The 16,422-nt window shown below is 65.8% G+C and carries 12 protein-coding genes, 2 pseudogenes and 1 riboswitch; of the genes and pseudogenes, 4 read left to right on the forward strand and 10 right to left on the reverse strand.

The window, feature by feature from the left end:
* Nucleotides 1–82 precede the first annotated feature (82 nt).
* Together gcvH and gcvT are read right to left on the reverse strand one after the other, a co-directional pair.
* Nucleotides 83–451, reverse strand: coding sequence for a glycine cleavage system protein GcvH (gene gcvH, locus F8237_RS27545; RefSeq protein ID WP_151649358.1), 369 nt, complete (start codon nt 449–451; stop codon nt 83–85).
* 11 nt (nt 452–462) lie between these two features.
* Nucleotides 463–1,611 (reverse strand): glycine cleavage system aminomethyltransferase GcvT, encoded by a 1,149-nt coding sequence (gcvT, locus tag F8237_RS27550; protein WP_151649359.1) that lies wholly within the window; start codon nt 1,609–1,611, stop codon nt 463–465.
* 145 nt (nt 1,612–1,756) lie between these two features.
* A riboswitch (glycine riboswitch) is annotated at nt 1,757–1,845 on the reverse strand.
* 324 nt (nt 1,846–2,169) lie between these two features.
* On the opposite strand from gcvT, the gene alaS reads away from it, so the two are divergent.
* On the forward strand, nt 2,170–4,851 hold the full coding sequence (alaS, locus tag F8237_RS27555; RefSeq protein ID WP_162006245.1) for an alanine--tRNA ligase: 2,682 nt from the start codon (nt 2,170–2,172) through the stop codon (nt 4,849–4,851).
* Nucleotides 4,852–4,857: 6 nt separating this feature from the next.
* Nucleotides 4,858–6,090, forward strand: coding sequence for a cyclic nucleotide-gated ion channel (locus tag F8237_RS27560; protein WP_151649361.1), 1,233 nt, complete (start codon nt 4,858–4,860; stop codon nt 6,088–6,090).
* Nucleotides 6,091–6,093: 3 nt separating this feature from the next.
* Here F8237_RS27560 and F8237_RS27565 read toward each other — a convergent pair whose 3' ends face one another.
* From F8237_RS27565 to F8237_RS27575, 3 genes and pseudogenes are all read right to left on the reverse strand, one after another.
* A complete protein-coding gene (locus F8237_RS27565) occupies nt 6,094–6,378 on the reverse strand; it encodes a DUF3303 domain-containing protein (protein ID WP_151649362.1) in 285 nt (94 codons plus the stop codon).
* A 5-nt stretch (nt 6,379–6,383) separates the two neighbouring features.
* Nucleotides 6,384–6,884: a DUF3455 domain-containing protein gene (locus tag F8237_RS27570; protein WP_151649363.1), complete on the reverse strand. Its 501-nt coding sequence runs from the start codon at nt 6,882–6,884 to the stop codon at nt 6,384–6,386.
* 102 nt (nt 6,885–6,986) lie between these two features.
* Nucleotides 6,987–8,200 (reverse strand): annotated as a pseudogene (locus F8237_RS27575) (NADP-dependent isocitrate dehydrogenase).
* A gap of 365 nt (nt 8,201–8,565) precedes the next feature.
* On the opposite strand from F8237_RS27575, the gene F8237_RS27580 reads away from it, so the two are divergent.
* Nucleotides 8,566–9,759, forward strand: a complete 1,194-nt coding sequence (locus F8237_RS27580) for a TrmJ/YjtD family RNA methyltransferase (RefSeq protein ID WP_151649364.1) — start codon at nt 8,566–8,568, stop codon at nt 9,757–9,759.
* 141 nt (nt 9,760–9,900) lie between these two features.
* Here F8237_RS27580 and F8237_RS27585 read toward each other — a convergent pair whose 3' ends face one another.
* The 5 genes from F8237_RS27585 to mddA all read right to left on the reverse strand — a co-directional run bounded on the left by F8237_RS27585 (nt 9,901) and on the right by mddA (nt 14,633).
* Nucleotides 9,901–11,121 (reverse strand): GGDEF domain-containing protein, encoded by a 1,221-nt coding sequence (locus tag F8237_RS27585; RefSeq protein ID WP_167527494.1) that lies wholly within the window; start codon nt 11,119–11,121, stop codon nt 9,901–9,903.
* 283 nt (nt 11,122–11,404) lie between these two features.
* On the reverse strand, nt 11,405–12,154 hold the full coding sequence (locus tag F8237_RS27590) for a hotdog family protein (RefSeq protein WP_151649365.1): 750 nt from the start codon (nt 12,152–12,154) through the stop codon (nt 11,405–11,407).
* Between the two features lie 36 nt (nt 12,155–12,190).
* Nucleotides 12,191–13,168, reverse strand: a complete 978-nt coding sequence (locus tag F8237_RS27595) for an NADPH:quinone oxidoreductase family protein (protein WP_151650693.1) — start codon at nt 13,166–13,168, stop codon at nt 12,191–12,193.
* Entirely contained in the window at nt 13,168–13,845 is a 678-nt protein-coding gene (locus tag F8237_RS27600) for a helix-turn-helix transcriptional regulator (protein WP_151649366.1), read from the reverse strand. The genes F8237_RS27595 and F8237_RS27600 overlap by 1 nt, the downstream gene beginning before the upstream one ends.
* Entirely contained in the window at nt 13,842–14,633 is a 792-nt protein-coding gene (gene mddA, locus F8237_RS27605; protein WP_151649367.1) for a methanethiol S-methyltransferase, read from the reverse strand. The genes F8237_RS27600 and mddA overlap by 4 nt, the downstream gene beginning before the upstream one ends.
* Before the next feature lie 148 nt (nt 14,634–14,781).
* Here mddA and F8237_RS27610 point away from each other — a divergent pair.
* Nucleotides 14,782–16,322, forward strand: a pseudogene (locus tag F8237_RS27610) (bifunctional AfsR/SARP family transcriptional regulator/alpha/beta hydrolase).
* Nucleotides 16,323–16,422: the final 100 nt, after the last annotated feature.

Below are 16,422 nucleotides of genomic sequence, written 5' to 3' on the forward strand. Positions count from 1 at the left end.
AGCCGATGGGCCGCGGCGTACTGGATCGCCCGCCTGCGCGGGCGATGACACCGAGTGGGAGGCGACCGCTTGGCTCATATCTTCACGCCGTGTGTGCCTTGTACGCTGCTTCATCCATGAGGCCGCCGAGCTCGCTCTTGTCGCCAATCCTGATCTTGAAGAACCAGGCCTTGCTTTGCGCATCGGAATTGACCAGCGCCGGCTCGGCGATGAGGGCGTCATTCACCTCGAGCACCTCGCCGGTCACGGGCGCGTAGACGTCGGAGGCGGCCTTGACCGATTCCACCACGGCGGCGGCTTCCGCCTTCTTCAGCGAGCGGCCGACCTTGGGCAGCTCGACGAACACGACGTCGCCGAGCTGCGACTGCGCGTAGTCGGTGATCCCGACGGTGGCGACATCGCCGTCGATGGCGAGCCATTCATGGTCGGAGGTGTACAGCGTCGTGGTCATTGTCTCAATCCTCAGCGTTTGTAGGTGTTCTTGACGAAGGGCATGGCGGCGACGGTAAGCGGCAATCGCTGGCCGCGCACCTCGGCGAAAAGATTTGTGCCGAGCGCGCTGTGGCTCGTGGGCACATAGCCCATCGCGACCGGCGCATTCAGGCTCGGACCGAAACCGCCCGAGGTGACCTTTCCGATGGCCTCGCCGCCCTCGCTATTTGCGAACAGCAGCGCGCCTTCGCGCACCGGCGCGCGACCCAGCGCGAGCAGGCCGACGCGGCGGCGGGAGGCGCCATTGTCGAAATGCGCGAGAATCTTTTCGGCGCCGGGAAAGCCGCCGGCGCGGGCGCCACCGGTGCGGCGGCTCTTCTGCACCGACCATTCCAGCGCGGCCTCGACCGGCGTGGTCTCGGTATCGATGTCGTGGCCGTAGAGACAAAGCCCGGCTTCCAGCCGCAGGCTGTCGCGGGCCCCGAGGCCGATCGGCATCACGTCGGGGTTTTCCAGCAGGGTCTTCGCAAGACGCTGGGCATCGGCGGCGGGGACCGAAATCTCGAACCCGTCCTCGCCGGTGTAGCCCGAGCGCGAGACGAAGCAGGCGAGGCCGGCAACCTTGTGCGGGCCGGCATCCATGAACTTCATGGTGGGCGCCTCTGCACATAATTTCGCCAGCACGGATTCCGCCTTCGGGCCCTGCAACGCGATCAGCGCGCGGTCGGAAAGCGAATCGATCACGCAGTCGTCCGCGAGATTCGCGCGCAGATGCGCCTCGTCCGCGTCCTTGCAGGCGGCGTTGACGACCAGGAACAGGTGATCGCCGAAATTGGCGACCATGAGATCGTCGAGGATGCCGCCGTTTTCATTGGTGAACTGGGCGTAGCGCTGCCGTCCCGGTGCAATCGCGACGATATCCTGCGGCACCAGTCGCTCCAGCGCGCGGGCGGCGTCCTCGACCTTGCCCGACTTCGGGCGGAGCGCGATCTGGCCCATGTGGGAGACGTCGAACAGGCCGGCGGAAGAGCGCGTATGCAGATGCTCTTTAAGGACCCCGGCGGGGTATTGCACCGGCATGTCATATCCCGCAAACGGCACCATCTTGCCGCCGAGGGACACATGCAGCCCGTGAAGGGGCGTCTTTTTCAGGGAGTCTTGGTCGTCGCGCGCAAGCATTACGGAGCCCTCGGCGGTTCCCCGGGGACGATTCCCGCGAGGACACCCATCGAAGCCCCATCTGTCGCTGTGCCTGAGAGTATTATCCCGTCGGCGGACGCTGTCCGGGTCTTAAGCCCGCCAGTGCCTCTTTCCAGATGTCGTCAAAGCCACGCGGTCCTTTTGCCTGAGAGTTTCCGGGGCGGTTGCTCCTTCGGCGCCGGCACCCATGCCGGTCTCTCCCGACGTGGCCGTACGATACAGATGGGTACAGACCACAGGGCGCCCAAGCCTGTCAACGCAGGCTTTGCGCCTTTCCAAAGGGATTGCAACGGGATTGCGCTGATGCGGCAACCCACTGATCCGCCTGCACAGTTTCTGGACAGCGAAGCTGGCCTTGTCTAAAAGCGCTCTGGCCCGCAGATATCAGTCCAAACTCGCGGTTTGGATGGCAAGTCAGCGGGTTCTAAAGCGCAATGAAGAGTCATCGCGCTTTAGCTCTTTGTTTGAGCATGATCTTTTCGGAAAACCGCTTCACACTTTTCCGGATCATGCTCCAGCACACCCGATTGGATGAACATGAGCGGCGTCAACGAGATCAGGTCGACCTTTCTGAACTTCTTTGCCGAGAACGGCCACGAGATCGTGTCGTCCTCGCCATTGGTGCCGCGCAACGATCCGACATTGATGTTCACCAATGCCGGCATGGTGCAGTTCAAGAACGTCTTCACCGGCGTCGAGAAGCGGCCCTATCAGCGCGCCACCACGTCGCAGAAATGCGTGCGCGCCGGCGGCAAGCACAACGACCTCGACAATGTCGGCTACACCGCGCGCCATCTCACCTTCTTCGAGATGCTCGGCAACTTCTCGTTCGGCGATTATTTCAAGGAGCGCGCGATCGAGCTGGCCTGGACGCTGATCACCCGCGACTTCGGGCTGAAGAAGGACAAGCTGCTCGTCACCGTCTACCACACCGACGACGAGGCGGCTGGCCTGTGGAAGAAGATCGCGGGCTTCTCCGACGACCGCATCATCCGCATCCCGACCTCGGACAATTTCTGGGCGATGGGCGACACCGGCCCGTGCGGGCCATGCTCCGAGATCTTCATCGATCGCGGCGATCACATCTGGGGCGGACCGCCGGGCTCGCCGGAAGAGGACGGCGACCGCTTCCTTGAATTCTGGAATCTCGTGTTCATGCAATACGAGCAGGTGACGAAAGAGGAGCGCGTACCGCTGCCGCGTCCCTCGATCGACACCGGCATGGGCCTCGAGCGCATGGCCTGCATCATGCAAGGCGTCGACAGCGTGTTCGAGACCGATCTGTTCCGCCATTTGATCGACGCGACCGCTTCCGCGCTCGGCAGCGGGCCGAACGAGCAGACCGTGGCTTCGTTCCGCGTCATCGCCGACCACTTGCGCTCCTCCGCCTTCCTGGTCTCCGACGGCGTGCTGCCCTCGAACGAGGGCCGCGGTTATGTGCTGCGCCGGATCATGCGCCGCGCGATGCGCCATGCGCAGCTGTTAGGGGCCAAGGAGCCGCTGATGCATCGGCTGGTCTGGGCGCTGGTGCGCGAGATGGGCCAGGCCTATCCCGAATTGATGCGCGCGGAGAATCTGATCGAGGAAACGCTGCGGCTGGAAGAGACCCGCTTCCGCAAGACGCTGGTGCGCGGCCTTGCCATCCTCGACGAGAAGAGCGCGTCCTTGAAGAAGGGCGACATGTTCGACGGCGACGTCGCCTTCACGCTGTACGACACCTACGGCTTCCCGCTGGATCTGACGCAGGACGCGCTGAAATCGCGCGGCATCGGCGTCGACCAGGCCTCGTTCACCGACGCGATGGAGCGCCAGAAGGCCAAGGCGCGCGAGTCCTGGAAGGGCTCGGGCGAGGCTGCTTCCGAGGCGATCTGGTTCCCGCTGCGCGAGAAGCTCGGCGCCACTGAATTTCTGGGCTACGAGACCGAGAGCGCCGAAGGCGTGGTCTCCGCGCTGGTGAAGGACGGCCAGGAAGTCGCCCACCTCAAGGCCGGCGAGACCGGCGCGCTGCTGCTGAACCAGACGCCGTTCTACGCGGAGTCCGGCGGCCAGGTCGGCGACACCGGCGTGCTGACGGGCGAGGGCGGCATCAGGTTCCGCGTCACCGACACGCAGAAGAAGCTCGGCGATCTCTTTGTCCATGTCGGCACGGTGGAGAGCGGCGAGCTGAAGCTCGGCACCGCGCTGCAGCTCGAGGTCGATCACGGCAGGCGCTCGTCGATCCGCGCGCATCACTCGGCGACGCATCTCATCCACGAGGCGCTGCGCCAGGTGCTCGGCGACCACATCGCACAGCGCGGTTCGATGGTTGCGCCCGACCGCCTGCGCTTCGACTTCGTGCATCCGAAGCCCATCACGGCGGAAGAGCTCGCCCGCGTCGAGGACATCGCCAACGACGTGGTGCTGGAGAATGACGAAGTGACGACCCGGGTCATGGGCGTCGATGAAGCGCGTGAGGCCGGGGCGCGTGCGCTGTTCGGCGAGAAATACGGCGACGAGGTCCGGGTCGTCTCGATGGGCCGGACCGCGCGCGAGCGCGGCGCCAACGCGCTCGGCTGGTCGGTCGAACTCTGCGGCGGCACCCATGTGCGGCGCACCGGCGACATCGGCCTGATCACGCTGACCGGCGAGAGCGCGGTGGCCTCCGGCGTGCGCCGCATCGAGGCGCTGACGGGCAACTACGCGCGAAAACACGCCAACGACACCATGGCGCTGGCGAAGACGGCGGCAGGCGAGCTGCGCACCTCGATCGAGGACGTCCCGGCGCGCATCGCAGCCCTGATGGACGAGCGCAAGAAGCTCGAGCGCGAACTCTCCGACGCCCGCAAGAAGCTCGCGATGGGCGGCGGCGCGGGAGGCGGCGACGGCGGACAGTCCAACGTCGTGGAGATCGGCGACGTCAAGTTCTACAGGCTTCACGTCACGGGATTGCCGAGCGATGAACTCAAGTCGCTGGTCGACCAGGCCAAGGCCGAGATCAAGTCGGGTGTCGTCGCGGTTGCGAATACGACGGCTGACGGCAAGGCCAGCCTCGTTGTCGGCGTGACCAAGGATCTGTCGGCCCGTTTCGACGCCGCAAGCCTCGTCAAGATCGGCGTGCCGGTCGTCGGCGGAAAGGGCGGCGGCGGCCGGGCCGAGATGGCGCAAGGAGGCGGACCCGACGGAGCAAAGGCTCTCGACGCCCTGTCGGAGATCCAAAAAGCCATCGCAGCGGGCGCTTAAGCAGCCATGCGCCTCGTTCCGCGAGGAATTGGGCTTCGCGACCCCAACTTGAGGGATCGCCTCTACGAATTGCTGGAGCACGATCCGCTGGCCTATTCGGCGGGATCGCGCTTCATCCAGCTCATCATCGGCGTCATCGTGCTCAACGTGACTGCGATGATCCTCGCCTCGGTGCCGGAGCTGGACTCGCAGTTCGGCGCACTGTTCTCGGCGATCACGATCCTGTCCGTGATCGTGTTCGCGCTGGAATATGCCGCGCGGCTGTGGACGGTGGCGGGTCACACGCAGCGCAAGGCGTCCGCACTCGCCGACCGGCTCGGCTATGCCTTCTCGACGCTCGGCATCATCGATCTGCTGGCGTTCCTGCCCGCCGCGATCGTGCTGGCGACGGGCCGGCATGCGACGCTGGCGGCGCTCGGCGTGCTGCCCTTCTTCAAGCTGATACGATACTCGCCGGCGATGCGCTCGCTCCTGGCCGCCGTGCACGCCGAGCGGCGCGCGCTGATCGGCTGCATCGTCATCCTGATCGGCGCTGTGCTGACCTTCGCCTCGCTGCTCTACGCCATCGAGCGCGACGTGCAGCCGGACAAGCTCGGCACCATCCCGCAGGCGATGTGGTGGGCGATCGTGACGCTCGGCACCGTCGGCTATGGCGACGTCGTGCCGGTGACGGCGCTCGGAAAATTCGTCTCCGTCTTCACCATCGTCAGCGGCTTCGCCATGATCGCGCTGCCGGTCGCGATCATCTCGACCGCCTTCGCCGAAGAGGTGAAGCGGCGCGACTTCGTCGTGACCTGGGGCATGCTGGCGCGGGTGCCGCTGTTCTCGCATCTGTCGGCCGCGGAGATCGCCGACATCATGCGTCTGCTCCGCGCCCGCACCGTCGAGCAGGACGAGATCCTGGTGCGGCGGGGCGACGCCGCCTCGTCGATGTACTTCATCACCGCTGGCGAGGTCGAGATCGCGCTGCCGAGCCAGCAGGTGCGGCTCGCCGACGGCACCTTCTTCGGCGAGATCGCGCTGCTGCACAAGACCAAGCGCAGCGGCACCGTGACGGCGACGCGCAAGACGCGGCTCTTGGTGCTCGATGCTCACGATTTTCACGCCCTGATCGAACGCATGCCGACGCTTGCCGAGCACGTCCACACCACCGCCAAGGCGCGGCTCGCCGACACCGGCGACCTTGCGCCGGCTGAACTGGCACAGGCCGAACAGGAAGACGGGCGCCGCGGCAAATAGCCGTCAGTCCTTGTCGAGGAACGGCGCGACCACCTCGCGCGTCTCCTTGCTCGGCACCACAGGCACGATCTCGAAGGTCATGCCATTGCCCTGGCAGTTCAGCACCCATTCCTGCAGCAGGCGGGCGTCGTCGCATTCCATCAGCTGGAAGCAGCGGTCGAAATTCGGCTCGATCCAGCTGCCGTGATATTTGAGGCCGTCCGGAAACTTGACGCCCTCGTCGCGGACGCGTCGGTAGACCGGAACGGGATCGCGATCCCTGAAGCGTTCGATCACCATGAAGAGCATTGGCCTCAGCCCTTCTTCAGGAAGACGTACTCGGCCGAATAGGGCGCGCTCCTGAACTCACCGGCCTTGTCACAGACGCCGTCGAGCTTGCCGCCATGGGTGTTGATGCGCTGGACCGTGGTGACGGGGGTGAGGACGCCGCTGCCGCGATGGGCGGTGACGTCCAGCTTCAGCCAGGGGATATCGGCGGCCGTCGCACCCGGTGCGTTGCCGGTCGCCTTGCCGGCGACCGCGCTGCCGTCGGCATGCTCCCAGTTCGGTCCGGCATAGTGCCGGCCGATGGTCTTGCCCTCGGACAGCAGCGTCGCGATCGGTTCACGGAAGGCCCAGGCGAGCTTGCCGTCGGTGCCGGCCTTGCATTCATAGACCTGCGCGCCTTCGGCATGGACGCTGAGCACGATGGTCTCGCCGGCCGCTGCGATGGCGTCGGGGAGTGGGTCGGCGGCCGCGGCCGGTCCGATCAGAGCCGCGAGCAGCAGGGTGGGGGCAGCAAGCTTGATGAACATGGTCGCATCTCCGCAAAAGCTCTCAAAAAAAGAAACGGGCCGCGCTCGAAAGCGCGGCCCGTGATGATGTCTGGCCCAGTCGGGCGAAATTGCGGATGGCCGTCAGGCCGCCAGCGCCTTTGCCAGGTTTTCCGCGACCTTGTCGAGGAAGCCGGTGGTCGAGAGCCAGCGCTGGTCGGCGCCGACCAGGAGCGCGAGGTCCTTGGTCATGTAGCCTTCCTCGACGGTGTCGACGCAGACCTTCTCCAGCGTGTTGGCGAACTTGGCGAGCTCGACATTGTTGTCGAGCTTGGCGCGGTGCGACAGGCCACGGGTCCAGGCGAAGATCGACGCGATCGAGTTGGTCGAGGTCTCCTTGCCCTTCTGGTGCTCGCGGTAGTGGCGGGTCACCGTGCCGTGGGCAGCTTCCGCTTCCACCGTCTTGCCGTCGGGGGTGAGCAGCACCGAGGTCATCAGGCCGAGCGAGCCGTAGCCCTGCGCGACCGTGTCGGACTGCACGTCGCCGTCGTAGTTCTTGCAGGCCCAGACATAGCCGCCGGACCATTTCAGCGCCGAGGCCACCATGTCGTCGATCAGGCGGTGCTCGTAGGTCAGGCCCTTGGCCTCGAATTCCTTCTTGAACTCGCGGTCGTAGATGTCCTGGAAGATGTCCTTGAAGCGGCCGTCATAGACCTTGAGGATGGTGTTCTTGGTCGACAGGTAGACCGGGTAGTTGCGCAGCAGGCCGTAGTTCAGCGAGGCGCGGGCGAAGTCGATGATGGAGTCGTCGAGATTGTACATCTCCATGGCGACGCCGGCGCCGGGGGCCTTGAACACTTCTCGCTCGATCACGGTGCCGTCCTCGCCGACGAACTTCATCGACAGGGTGCCCTTGCCGGGGAATTTGAAGTCGGTGGCGCGGTACTGGTCGCCGTAGGCGTGGCGGCCGATGATGATCGGCTTGGTCCAGCCGGGAACGAGGCGCGGAACGTTCTTGCAGATAATCGGCTCGCGGAAGATCACGCCGCCGAGGATGTTGCGGATGGTGCCGTTCGGCGACTTCCACATCTGCTTGAGGTTGAACTCCTTCACCCGGGCCTCGTCCGGGTGATGGTGGCGCACTTGACGCCGACGCCGACCTTCTTGATGGCTTCGGCGGCGTCGATGGTGACCTGATCGTTGGTCTGGTCGCGGTACTCCATCCCCAGGTCGAAATAGAGCAGCTCGACGTCAAGGAACGGGTTGATCAGCTTGTCCTTGATGTACTGCCAGATGATCCGGGTCATCTCGTCGCCATCGAGTTCGACGACGGGATTGGATACCTTGATTTTTGCCATGATCGGGGAAGCCCTCTTGGGAACGGCGCTTGCGGCGCGCCACGTGAATATCCGCCGCCTCTTAGCACCGCCGCGCGGCGGGCGAAAGCCAAGTGATTATGCACTTTTAGCTCATCCAGCTTCCCCAGATGGGGGGCGGGAGGGTGACCTGCCGCAGGGGCGGGGCTGAGGTTTCAGGCGAGATTCAAAAGTCGAATCCAACCCGTTATTTCCCTTGAGAATTTTGTCAGGACAGGCAAACGACAGGCGAACGGGCGGCCGGTCCAAGATGGGGCCAAGGCCGGCTTTGAATCAATTCCTGAAGAGCGCCTTGTCCTGGAAGCATCTTGCCAAGGCCTTGAGAACCAGTGTGAAAGCGAAACGAGATGTCGGGGACTGACAAGAGCAAGGCGGGCCTTTCCCTCGACGGTCCCATCGTGATCCTGGTCGAGCCGCAGCTCGGCGAGAACATCGGCATGGCCGCGCGCGCCATGGGCAATTTTGCGCTCGGCGCCTTGCGCATCGTCAACCCTCGCGACGGCTGGCCCAATATCGCCGCCCAGCGCGCCGCGGCCGGCGCCGACCATATTCTGGAAAAGGTCGAATTGTTCGATACGGTCGAGCAGGCGGTCGCCGATCTCGACCTGCTGTTCGCCACCAGCGCGCGCCCCCATGACCAGGCCAAGCCGGTGGTCGGGCCGGAAGCTGCCGCCGCCGAGATCTCCGGGCACGTTGCGGCCGGTGGCAAAGCCGGCATCCTGTTCGGACGAGAGCGCTGGGGCCTGACCAACGAGGAGGTCGGGCTCTCCAACCGCATCATCACCTTCCCGGTCAATCCGGGCTTTGCCTCGCTGAACCTCGCCCAGGCCGTGCTTCTGGTCGGCTATGAATGGTTCAAGCGGGCCACATCGGGCGAGCTGCCGCACGCCATGCCGGAGCGTTCCGAGCGCGCCTCGCAGCACCAGATCCAGGCCTTCTTCGACAATCTGATCCGGGAGCTCGACAAGGTCGAGTTCCTGCGGCCGGCCGAGAAGCGCGACACCATGCTGGTGAATTTGCGCAACATCTTCACCCGCATGGACCCGACCAAGCAGGACATGCACACCCTGCACGGGGTGGTGATGGCGATCGCGGAAGGGCGCAAGGGCCCGGCCAAGGGCGGCGTGCTCGACGGCGAGCAGGCCACGCGGCTGCGCGCGCTGCTGGCCGAGCACGGCAGCGGGGCGCCCGACAGCGGCTCGACCGTGCGCGGCCTCGCCCGCCTGCTGCGACGTAACCCGACCGATGCCGAGCGCCTGCTCTGGCAGGCGCTCACGCGCGATCGCCGTTTCGCGGGAGGCTTTAAGCGCCAGACCCCGGTCGGCCGCCACATCCCGGACTTCGTCTCCTTTCCGCACCGGATCGCGATCGAGCTTGTGAACCCGGGTGAAGGCGAGGCGATTGCGGCGGACCGCGCGGGCCGGCGGACGTGGCTTCAGGCGCGGGATTATCGGGTGATCGAGATCCGTGCGGCGGATGTGGAGCGGGATCTCGAGACGGAGCTGGTGCGGCTGCAAGGGATGATCGAGCAAGGTTCGTAGGGTGGGTTAGCCTTGTGGATGCGCGAAGCGCAGTCCGCGAGGCGTAACCCACCATGTTTCATCGGTTGCGGAACGAAGTGGTGGATTACGCCAGCGGATTGCGCTTTGCGCAGCCGCGGGCTGATCCCCACCCTACGCACCTCAAGCGGCGACGCTGGTGCCATCCGTGGCGCGCGTGCCGCTGCGATGAAGTCGGCGCAGCGCAGTCAGGCTCACATCGATCGACGCCAGGCAGCAACGAGACTTGCCGCTGGATTTCGCCTCGTAGAGGGCAGCATCCGCGACCGCGAGCAGCTCGTCCACCTGGGAGCCATGGTCCGGGCCCAGTGCAATACCAACGCTCGCACCGACACCGACGCGGGTTTCGCCATCGACCTGGTAGGGCGCCGCGATTTCGCCGACGATGCGTTGTCCCATCGCCAGCGCCTGCTCGGCCGTGGCGCCATCGACCAGCGCGACGAATTCGTCACCGCCCATCCGCGCGATGGCCGCGCCTTGGTGCACCGCCTTGCGCAGCCGCGCGGCAACGCCCTTGAGCACCTGATCGCCGGCTGCATGCCCGAACGTGTCGTTGATCGGCTTGAACTCGTCGAGATCTGCGAAGAACAGGGCGAAGGGGCGGCGCTCGCGACGTGCGTCCACGAGCTTCGTCTCCAGCGCATCGATCAATCCGGCGCGGTTCAGCAGCCCTGTGAGCGCGTCATGGTGCGCGCGATGGCTGTTCTCGCGCTCGGCCCGCATGGTCGTGATCAGCATCCGGTTGAGCCGGAAGCCCGCGCCAGCCATTGCCGCGAGATACATCGGGACCTGATAGATCATGATGTAGAGCATCGGCTCGCCGAGAAGAGCGATGTACACGGCGACGGGGCCGAGGCAGATCAGGATCATGATTCCGGCAAATCGCGGCGCGCCGAAATTACGGAAGCAGATGCCGCCGATCATGGCTGCCGTCGACATCGAAGCGAGCATCGCGACCATCCAGTCGCCGCTGCCGATGCTTGCGATGGCGCCCAATCCGAGGCTCAGGCTCCAGGCCATCGAGAGCAGGAGATGAAGATCAGTCGGGGTGGGCCGGTGCAGCCGGATCGCGCGATGCGCCGCGACCAGAACCGCGAGGCGCGCAAGGCAGATCATGAGTTCGAGCACGAACCAGGCGACAAGAGGCCCCGTCTGCAGGCGATAGGCGATGATGGCCGCGATCGCGACGGAATTGATGGCGCCGCCCGCAAAGATCGGGATCGCACCAAACAGTTGGGCGATGAGGGCTGCGCGAATGTCGGCCGGCACGTCGGGGCCGACGTCGGTCAACCACCGCATCACGCGCCAGCGCGGCAAGCTGTATCGTCCGCCTTCGGACTGCATCCCGGAGCATCCCTTCTCTTGCGGATGACCAAAGACGAGGGGGTGATAAGGCCGTCTTTACAGACCTTGCCCGATCGCAAGCCGTGCTTGATGGAAGGTAAATTCGATGGGGGTTCGCCACGACACGCCCGCGGTCGCGCCGACTGCGCGCTTCGTCCTTCCTCGTGCTGAGGTCTCGTAGGGTGGGCAAAGCGAAGCGTGCCCACCATGTCGCTCAACGACGCTGATCCAGGAGTGGTGGGCACAGCGCTGCGCGCCTTTGCCCACCCTACGAGACCCTCGTCTATCGGCCGAGCTGCACCTCGCGGCCGACTTCAATCCACGTCGTCTTTGCCACGGCCAGCAGCCTGCCGGCTTCGTCACGCGCCGCAGCCTCGGCGGTGCGCTTGCGGCCGTCGCGGCCGGTGGACCAGGCGGTGATGATGCAGCGCTCACCGGGACGAGGCCTTGCCTCGATCCGGGCCGACATCCGGCCCAGCAGGAGCGGGGCCTTGTCGAAGCCGTCGCTCTCCTGGCTGTAGTTGCAGGCATAGCCGGTGGGGCAATCGAGCGCCGACCAGAGAAACTCGTCGGCGACGAGGCCGTCCGCGGCGGCCAGCGTCGGATCGGGTGTCCAGCTCGCCGCGAGAACGGCGTTGCGTGAATGACGCCCGAGCGGTCCGGCGAAGATGCGCAGGCCGTCGCCGTTGGCCCGCGCGGGGCCGCAGACGAAGCAGGTCGGCAACGGATGTTCGTGCGGCTTGACCGGCGTCAATAGCTCGGCGGCGCAGGCTTCCTCGAAACTGGCTGTCTCCACGCGCGCAAGCTCGACGCTCGCCGCCCGCCCGGTCGCGACGACCTTGGTGCCGTCGCGTAGCTCCCACGCGCCGTCGCCGGTCGCGATCGCATCGAGCGATGTGTCCAGAGGCGGCGGCGCGCGCAGCGTCACCTCCGCAGCTCCGGGAATATGCCGGGCGAGCCGGCCGCAGACATATCCGCCATTGCCGGAGTTCGGGGGACCGCAATAGCGCTTGTCGATGATGATCTCGGTCAACGGTTGCCTGCCTGTTCTGTCGTCACCTCACGCACTTTACCTGATCTTGAGGACAATTCTTCCCTGAACCGTCCGGTTGGCCACGGCGCGCATGGCCTCGGTGACCTCCGCCAGAGGGAGGATGCGATCGATGTGTGGACGAATTTTTCCTTCGGCCAGCAATTGCATCAGCGCATCGTTCATACGCGCGGCCTCTGAGGAGAATTTTTCCGCCCAGGCGCCGACGAAGACGCCGATGATGGAATAGTTTTTCAGGAGCGGCAGGTTCATCGGGATCGAGGGAACCTCGCCGCTGGTGAAGCCGATCGGCATCAGCCGCCCGCCCCACCTCATCAGTCGGGCCAACTGCTCGAAGATCGCGCCGCCGACATTGTCGAAGCCGACATCGATGCCGTCTCCTGATGTGATCGACTTGATCCGGTCGCGCAGATCTTCGCTGCGATAGTTGACGATTTCGCCGGCACCGTAATCGCGCACCAGGGCCGCCTTGTCGTCGGAGCCGACACCGCAAATGACGCGCAGGCCGAGATGGCGGCCGAGGTCGACGGCGGCAAGGCCCACCCCGCCGGCAGCGCCGGTGACGAGCAATGTTTCGCCACGTTGGGCGCGGGCCCGCTCGACCAGCGCGTAATAGGCCGTACCGTAATTGTGCAGCACCGTCGCCGCGGCTTCGAACGCGACGCCATCCGGCAGCAGCACGCTCTTCGATGCCTTGGCCGTCATCCGTTCGGCGTAGCCGCCGGTCCAGCTGCTGCATGCGACGCGATCGCCGGGCCGGAATGCCGTGACCTTGTCGCCGATCGCGACGACGATGCCGGATGCTTCCGTGCCGGGCACGAACGGCGTCGGCGGCCGCATCTGATACAGGCCCGAGACCATCAGCTGGTCCATGAAGCTCACGGAGGCCGCATGGACGTCGATGAGAATCTCGTCGGCGGCCGGCTTCGGCTCGTCGATCTCGCCGAGGCGCAAATCGCCGGGTCCAGTGAACGATTTGCAGACAACCGCTTTCATCATGACTCTCCAATGTCGCGCAGCGGCGTCGCATAGCCCGCCACGAGCTTGACGAAATCGGCCTGCCGCGCGGTGCCGGTCTTTTCGAACAGGCGGCGGACGTGCGTCCTGACCGTCGTTGCGGCCACGCCGAGGGCCGCGGCGACTTCGGGGATGCCGCCGAGTTCGACGATCGCGAGCAGCACGCGCAGCTCGGTCGGTGTCAGTTTGAACGCATCGCGCAGCGCATCCGAGCGAGGGGGTATCGTCAGCGCCACCTTCCGGATGAACAATGCGGCGACGGCGCGGTAGCCAGCCCCGGCACGCCGGCGCGGGCCTGAGGTCAGGGGCAGGACATGGGCGACGTGACGCTGCCCGTCCAGGCCGACCATCGGGATGGCGTTGCCACGGGGGCCTGGGGCCGGATCGCCGCGGCCGCTTGCCGCGAAGGCCTGCCGCAACCGATGCGTGATCATGGGATCGCAAGCCATCAGCAGCCCACGGATCTCGAGCAAGACATTGCACGTATCGAGCACGGCTCGTCCGGCGGCATTGGCGTGCATGAGACGTCCGTCCGCATCGACGAGATAGAGGCCGGCGTCGAGCCCATCGAGGGTGTCGGCGAACGCAGCGGCGTCCGCGGCCTCCAGGTCAGGCGTTCGGGCGGCCGCGAGCGCGCGGCATGGCACGACGTTCATTGCGGCGCTCCGGCAGGCCGCGGCGACGGGCGCTCGTCGCTACGGCGGCGACCGAACAGACGCGGCACTAGCATGGGAACGCGCCGGCGATACTCCTGGTAGGTCGCGCCGAACGCGGCGATCAGATCCCGTTCCTCGAACTGCAGCGCGACCAGGATGTAGGCCGTGTTGGCGATGGCGAACAGCAGGTGGCCGGCGGTCATCTCGGGTGTGGCCCAGAACGCGAGCAGGAAGCCCAGCATCAGCGGGTGCCGGACGATCTTGTAAAGCAGCGGCGTCTTGAAGGATTGACCTGGCATCTCGGTGCCGCGGAGCGCGACGAAAGCCTGGCGCAGGCCAAACAGATCGAAATGATCGATCATGTGGGTCGAGGCAAACGCGATCAACCAGCCGAGCCAGTGGACACCGATCAGCAGCCAGGCCGCAATGCCGTGGACCTGCCAGATCACAGCCGGGATCGGACGCCACTGCCAGAACAGCAGCAGCAGGATCAGGCTGGAGAGCAGCACATAGGTGCTGCGCTCGCAGGCAGCTGGAAGGAATTGGGTCAACCATCGTTTGAAGGATGCGCGCGCCATGACGGTGTGCTGGAGTGCGAACAGGCTCATCAGCAGCAGGTTGATGACGATGGCCTCGCCCAAATTCGCGGGGGCGCCGACGTCGATCGACGTATCGATTGACTTGGGGACGACATAATTGCCGACGAAACCGAGCGCATAGAGAAATGAAGCGGTGAAGACGGCATAGCTCACGATGGCGTAGAGCAGGATTGCGAGGCGCGCGACCATGGTTTTTCCTATTGTGCCTGATCCAGCGGTGCCGCATGCAGGAGCGTGAGCCGCTCGCCGGCGAGCGGACTCGATCTGGCCCGACTGTTACCGCTCGACCGTCCCCTGCGCGTCCCCCGGGGACGCCGCGAGGGGAGGGAGGATTTTGATGACGGCTTTCTCGCTCGGGGCGTTCGGTTTCCCCGAGGTCCATGCCGACGGCCGCCCGATCAAGCTGGCCTTGCGCAAGGGTCTCGCGCTGCTGGTCTATCTCGCGGAGGCCAGGGTCGCCGTGGCCCGGGACGTCATTGCCACGCTGCTGTGGCCCGAGACCGATCGCGAGACCGGGCTGGCGCGATTGCGGCGCCTGCTTCACCGCGTCGAACTGACGCTCGGCCAGCCGGTGTTCGAGACCGACCGCACCAGCGTGCGATGGTCTCCCGCGGTCGAGCTGACGATCGACACACATTTGTTCGAGAGCGCCTGTGACGGTGGCGACTTCGAACGGGCCTGCGCGATCGATCGGGGGACTTCCTGGCGGGCTTCGCTCTGGATGGCTGTGCCGAATTCGACGATTGGGCGTTCTTTCGGCGGGAGGCGCTGCGGGGACGGCTCATGCACGCGCTGGAGCGTCTGGTGCAGGACAAGAACGCCGCCGGCGATCATTTTGCCGCGACCGTACATGCAGGCCGCCTGGTCGAGCTCGATCCGCTCAGCGAAGTGTATGGCCGGCATCTGATCCGCAGCATGCTGCTTGCCGGCGACCGTAGCGCGGCGGAGCGGCACCACGCGGCACTGACGCGGCGGCTGCGGGACGCGCTCGGGGTGGCGCCGGAAGCCGAGACGGAGGCGTTGATGAGTCCCGCGGCGGCGCCGCATGCCGCCCCGATGACACGCTATGTCAAGGGCGCCGGCGCGCATCTGGCCTATCAGACCTTTGGCAGCGGCCCGCTCGACATCCTGGTCATGCCCGGCTTCGTCTCGCATGTGGAACGCGCCTGGGAGCATCCCGCGAGCCGCACGTTTCTGGCGTCGTTGATGAAGCTTGGGCGCCTGATCGTTTTCGATCGCCGCGGCATCGGGCTGTCCGACCGGGTCGGATCAGCCCCTGGAATCGACGTTACCGCGCAGGATATCGGCACCGTGCTGCGGGCGGCGGATTCGCGCCGCGTCGTGCTGTTTGGCGCATCCGAATGCGGGCCCGCCTGCATCAAATTTGCCGTCGATGAACCGCGCCGCGTGGCCGGGCTCATCCTGTTCGGCGCGCTGGCCAAGGGCTGCTGGTCACCGGACTATCCGCATGCGCTGCGCGCCAGCCAATATGACGCATGGAGCAAGCACCTCATCGCGCAATGGGGCGGCCCGGTCGGGATCGAAGCGTTTGCGCCGAGTCTCGCCAATGATCCGCAGGCGCGGGCTTGGTGGGCCGGGCTGCTGCGCGCGGCCTCCAGCCCCGGCGGCATCTCCGCCGTGCTGGAGGCATTTCGCGACGCCGACGTGCGGCATCTTCTGGCGCAGATCGCCGTGCCGACATTGGTGCTGCACCGGCGGGACGACAAGGCCGTGCGGATCGCGGCTGGCCGCGATATCGCGAGCCGGATCAAAGGTGCGGAGTTCGTCGAGCTCGACGGCCGCGATCACTGGTTCTTTGCGGGGGACCAGGAGCCGGTGCTCGCGGCGATCGGGCGGTTTACGAAACGCATATTGTAGGGTGGGCAAGGCGGAGCGTGCCCACCATCTCGATCAACGCGGCCGAGAAATTTTGGTGGGCACGGCGCTACGCGCCTTTGCCACCCTACGAAATACGACC

The organism is Bradyrhizobium betae (assembly GCF_008932115.1).
GTDB classification, from domain to species: Bacteria; Pseudomonadota; Alphaproteobacteria; order Rhizobiales; family Xanthobacteraceae; genus Bradyrhizobium; species Bradyrhizobium betae.

Coding starts and splice junctions, on each gene's coding strand:
- gcvH (WP_151649358.1), bottom strand. CDS start 451: ATGACCACGACGCTGTACACCTCCGACCATGAATGGCTCGCCATCGAC.
- gcvT (WP_151649359.1), bottom strand. CDS start 1,611: ATGCTTGCGCGCGACGACCAAGACTCCCTGAAAAAGACGCCCCTTCAC.
- alaS (WP_162006245.1), top strand. CDS start 2,170: ATGAGCGGCGTCAACGAGATCAGGTCGACCTTTCTGAACTTCTTTGCC.
- F8237_RS27560 (WP_151649361.1), top strand. CDS start 4,858: ATGCGCCTCGTTCCGCGAGGAATTGGGCTTCGCGACCCCAACTTGAGG.
- F8237_RS27565 (WP_151649362.1), bottom strand. CDS start 6,378: ATGCTCTTCATGGTGATCGAACGCTTCAGGGATCGCGATCCCGTTCCG.
- F8237_RS27570 (WP_151649363.1), bottom strand. CDS start 6,884: ATGTTCATCAAGCTTGCTGCCCCCACCCTGCTGCTCGCGGCTCTGATC.
- F8237_RS27580 (WP_151649364.1), top strand. CDS start 8,566: ATGTCGGGGACTGACAAGAGCAAGGCGGGCCTTTCCCTCGACGGTCCC.
- F8237_RS27585 (WP_167527494.1), bottom strand. CDS start 11,121: ATGCAGTCCGAAGGCGGACGATACAGCTTGCCGCGCTGGCGCGTGATG.
- F8237_RS27595 (WP_151650693.1), bottom strand. CDS start 13,168: ATGAAAGCGGTTGTCTGCAAATCGTTCACTGGACCCGGCGATTTGCGC.
- F8237_RS27600 (WP_151649366.1), bottom strand. CDS start 13,845: ATGAACGTCGTGCCATGCCGCGCGCTCGCGGCCGCCCGAACGCCTGAC.
- mddA (WP_151649367.1), bottom strand. CDS start 14,633: ATGGTCGCGCGCCTCGCAATCCTGCTCTACGCCATCGTGAGCTATGCC.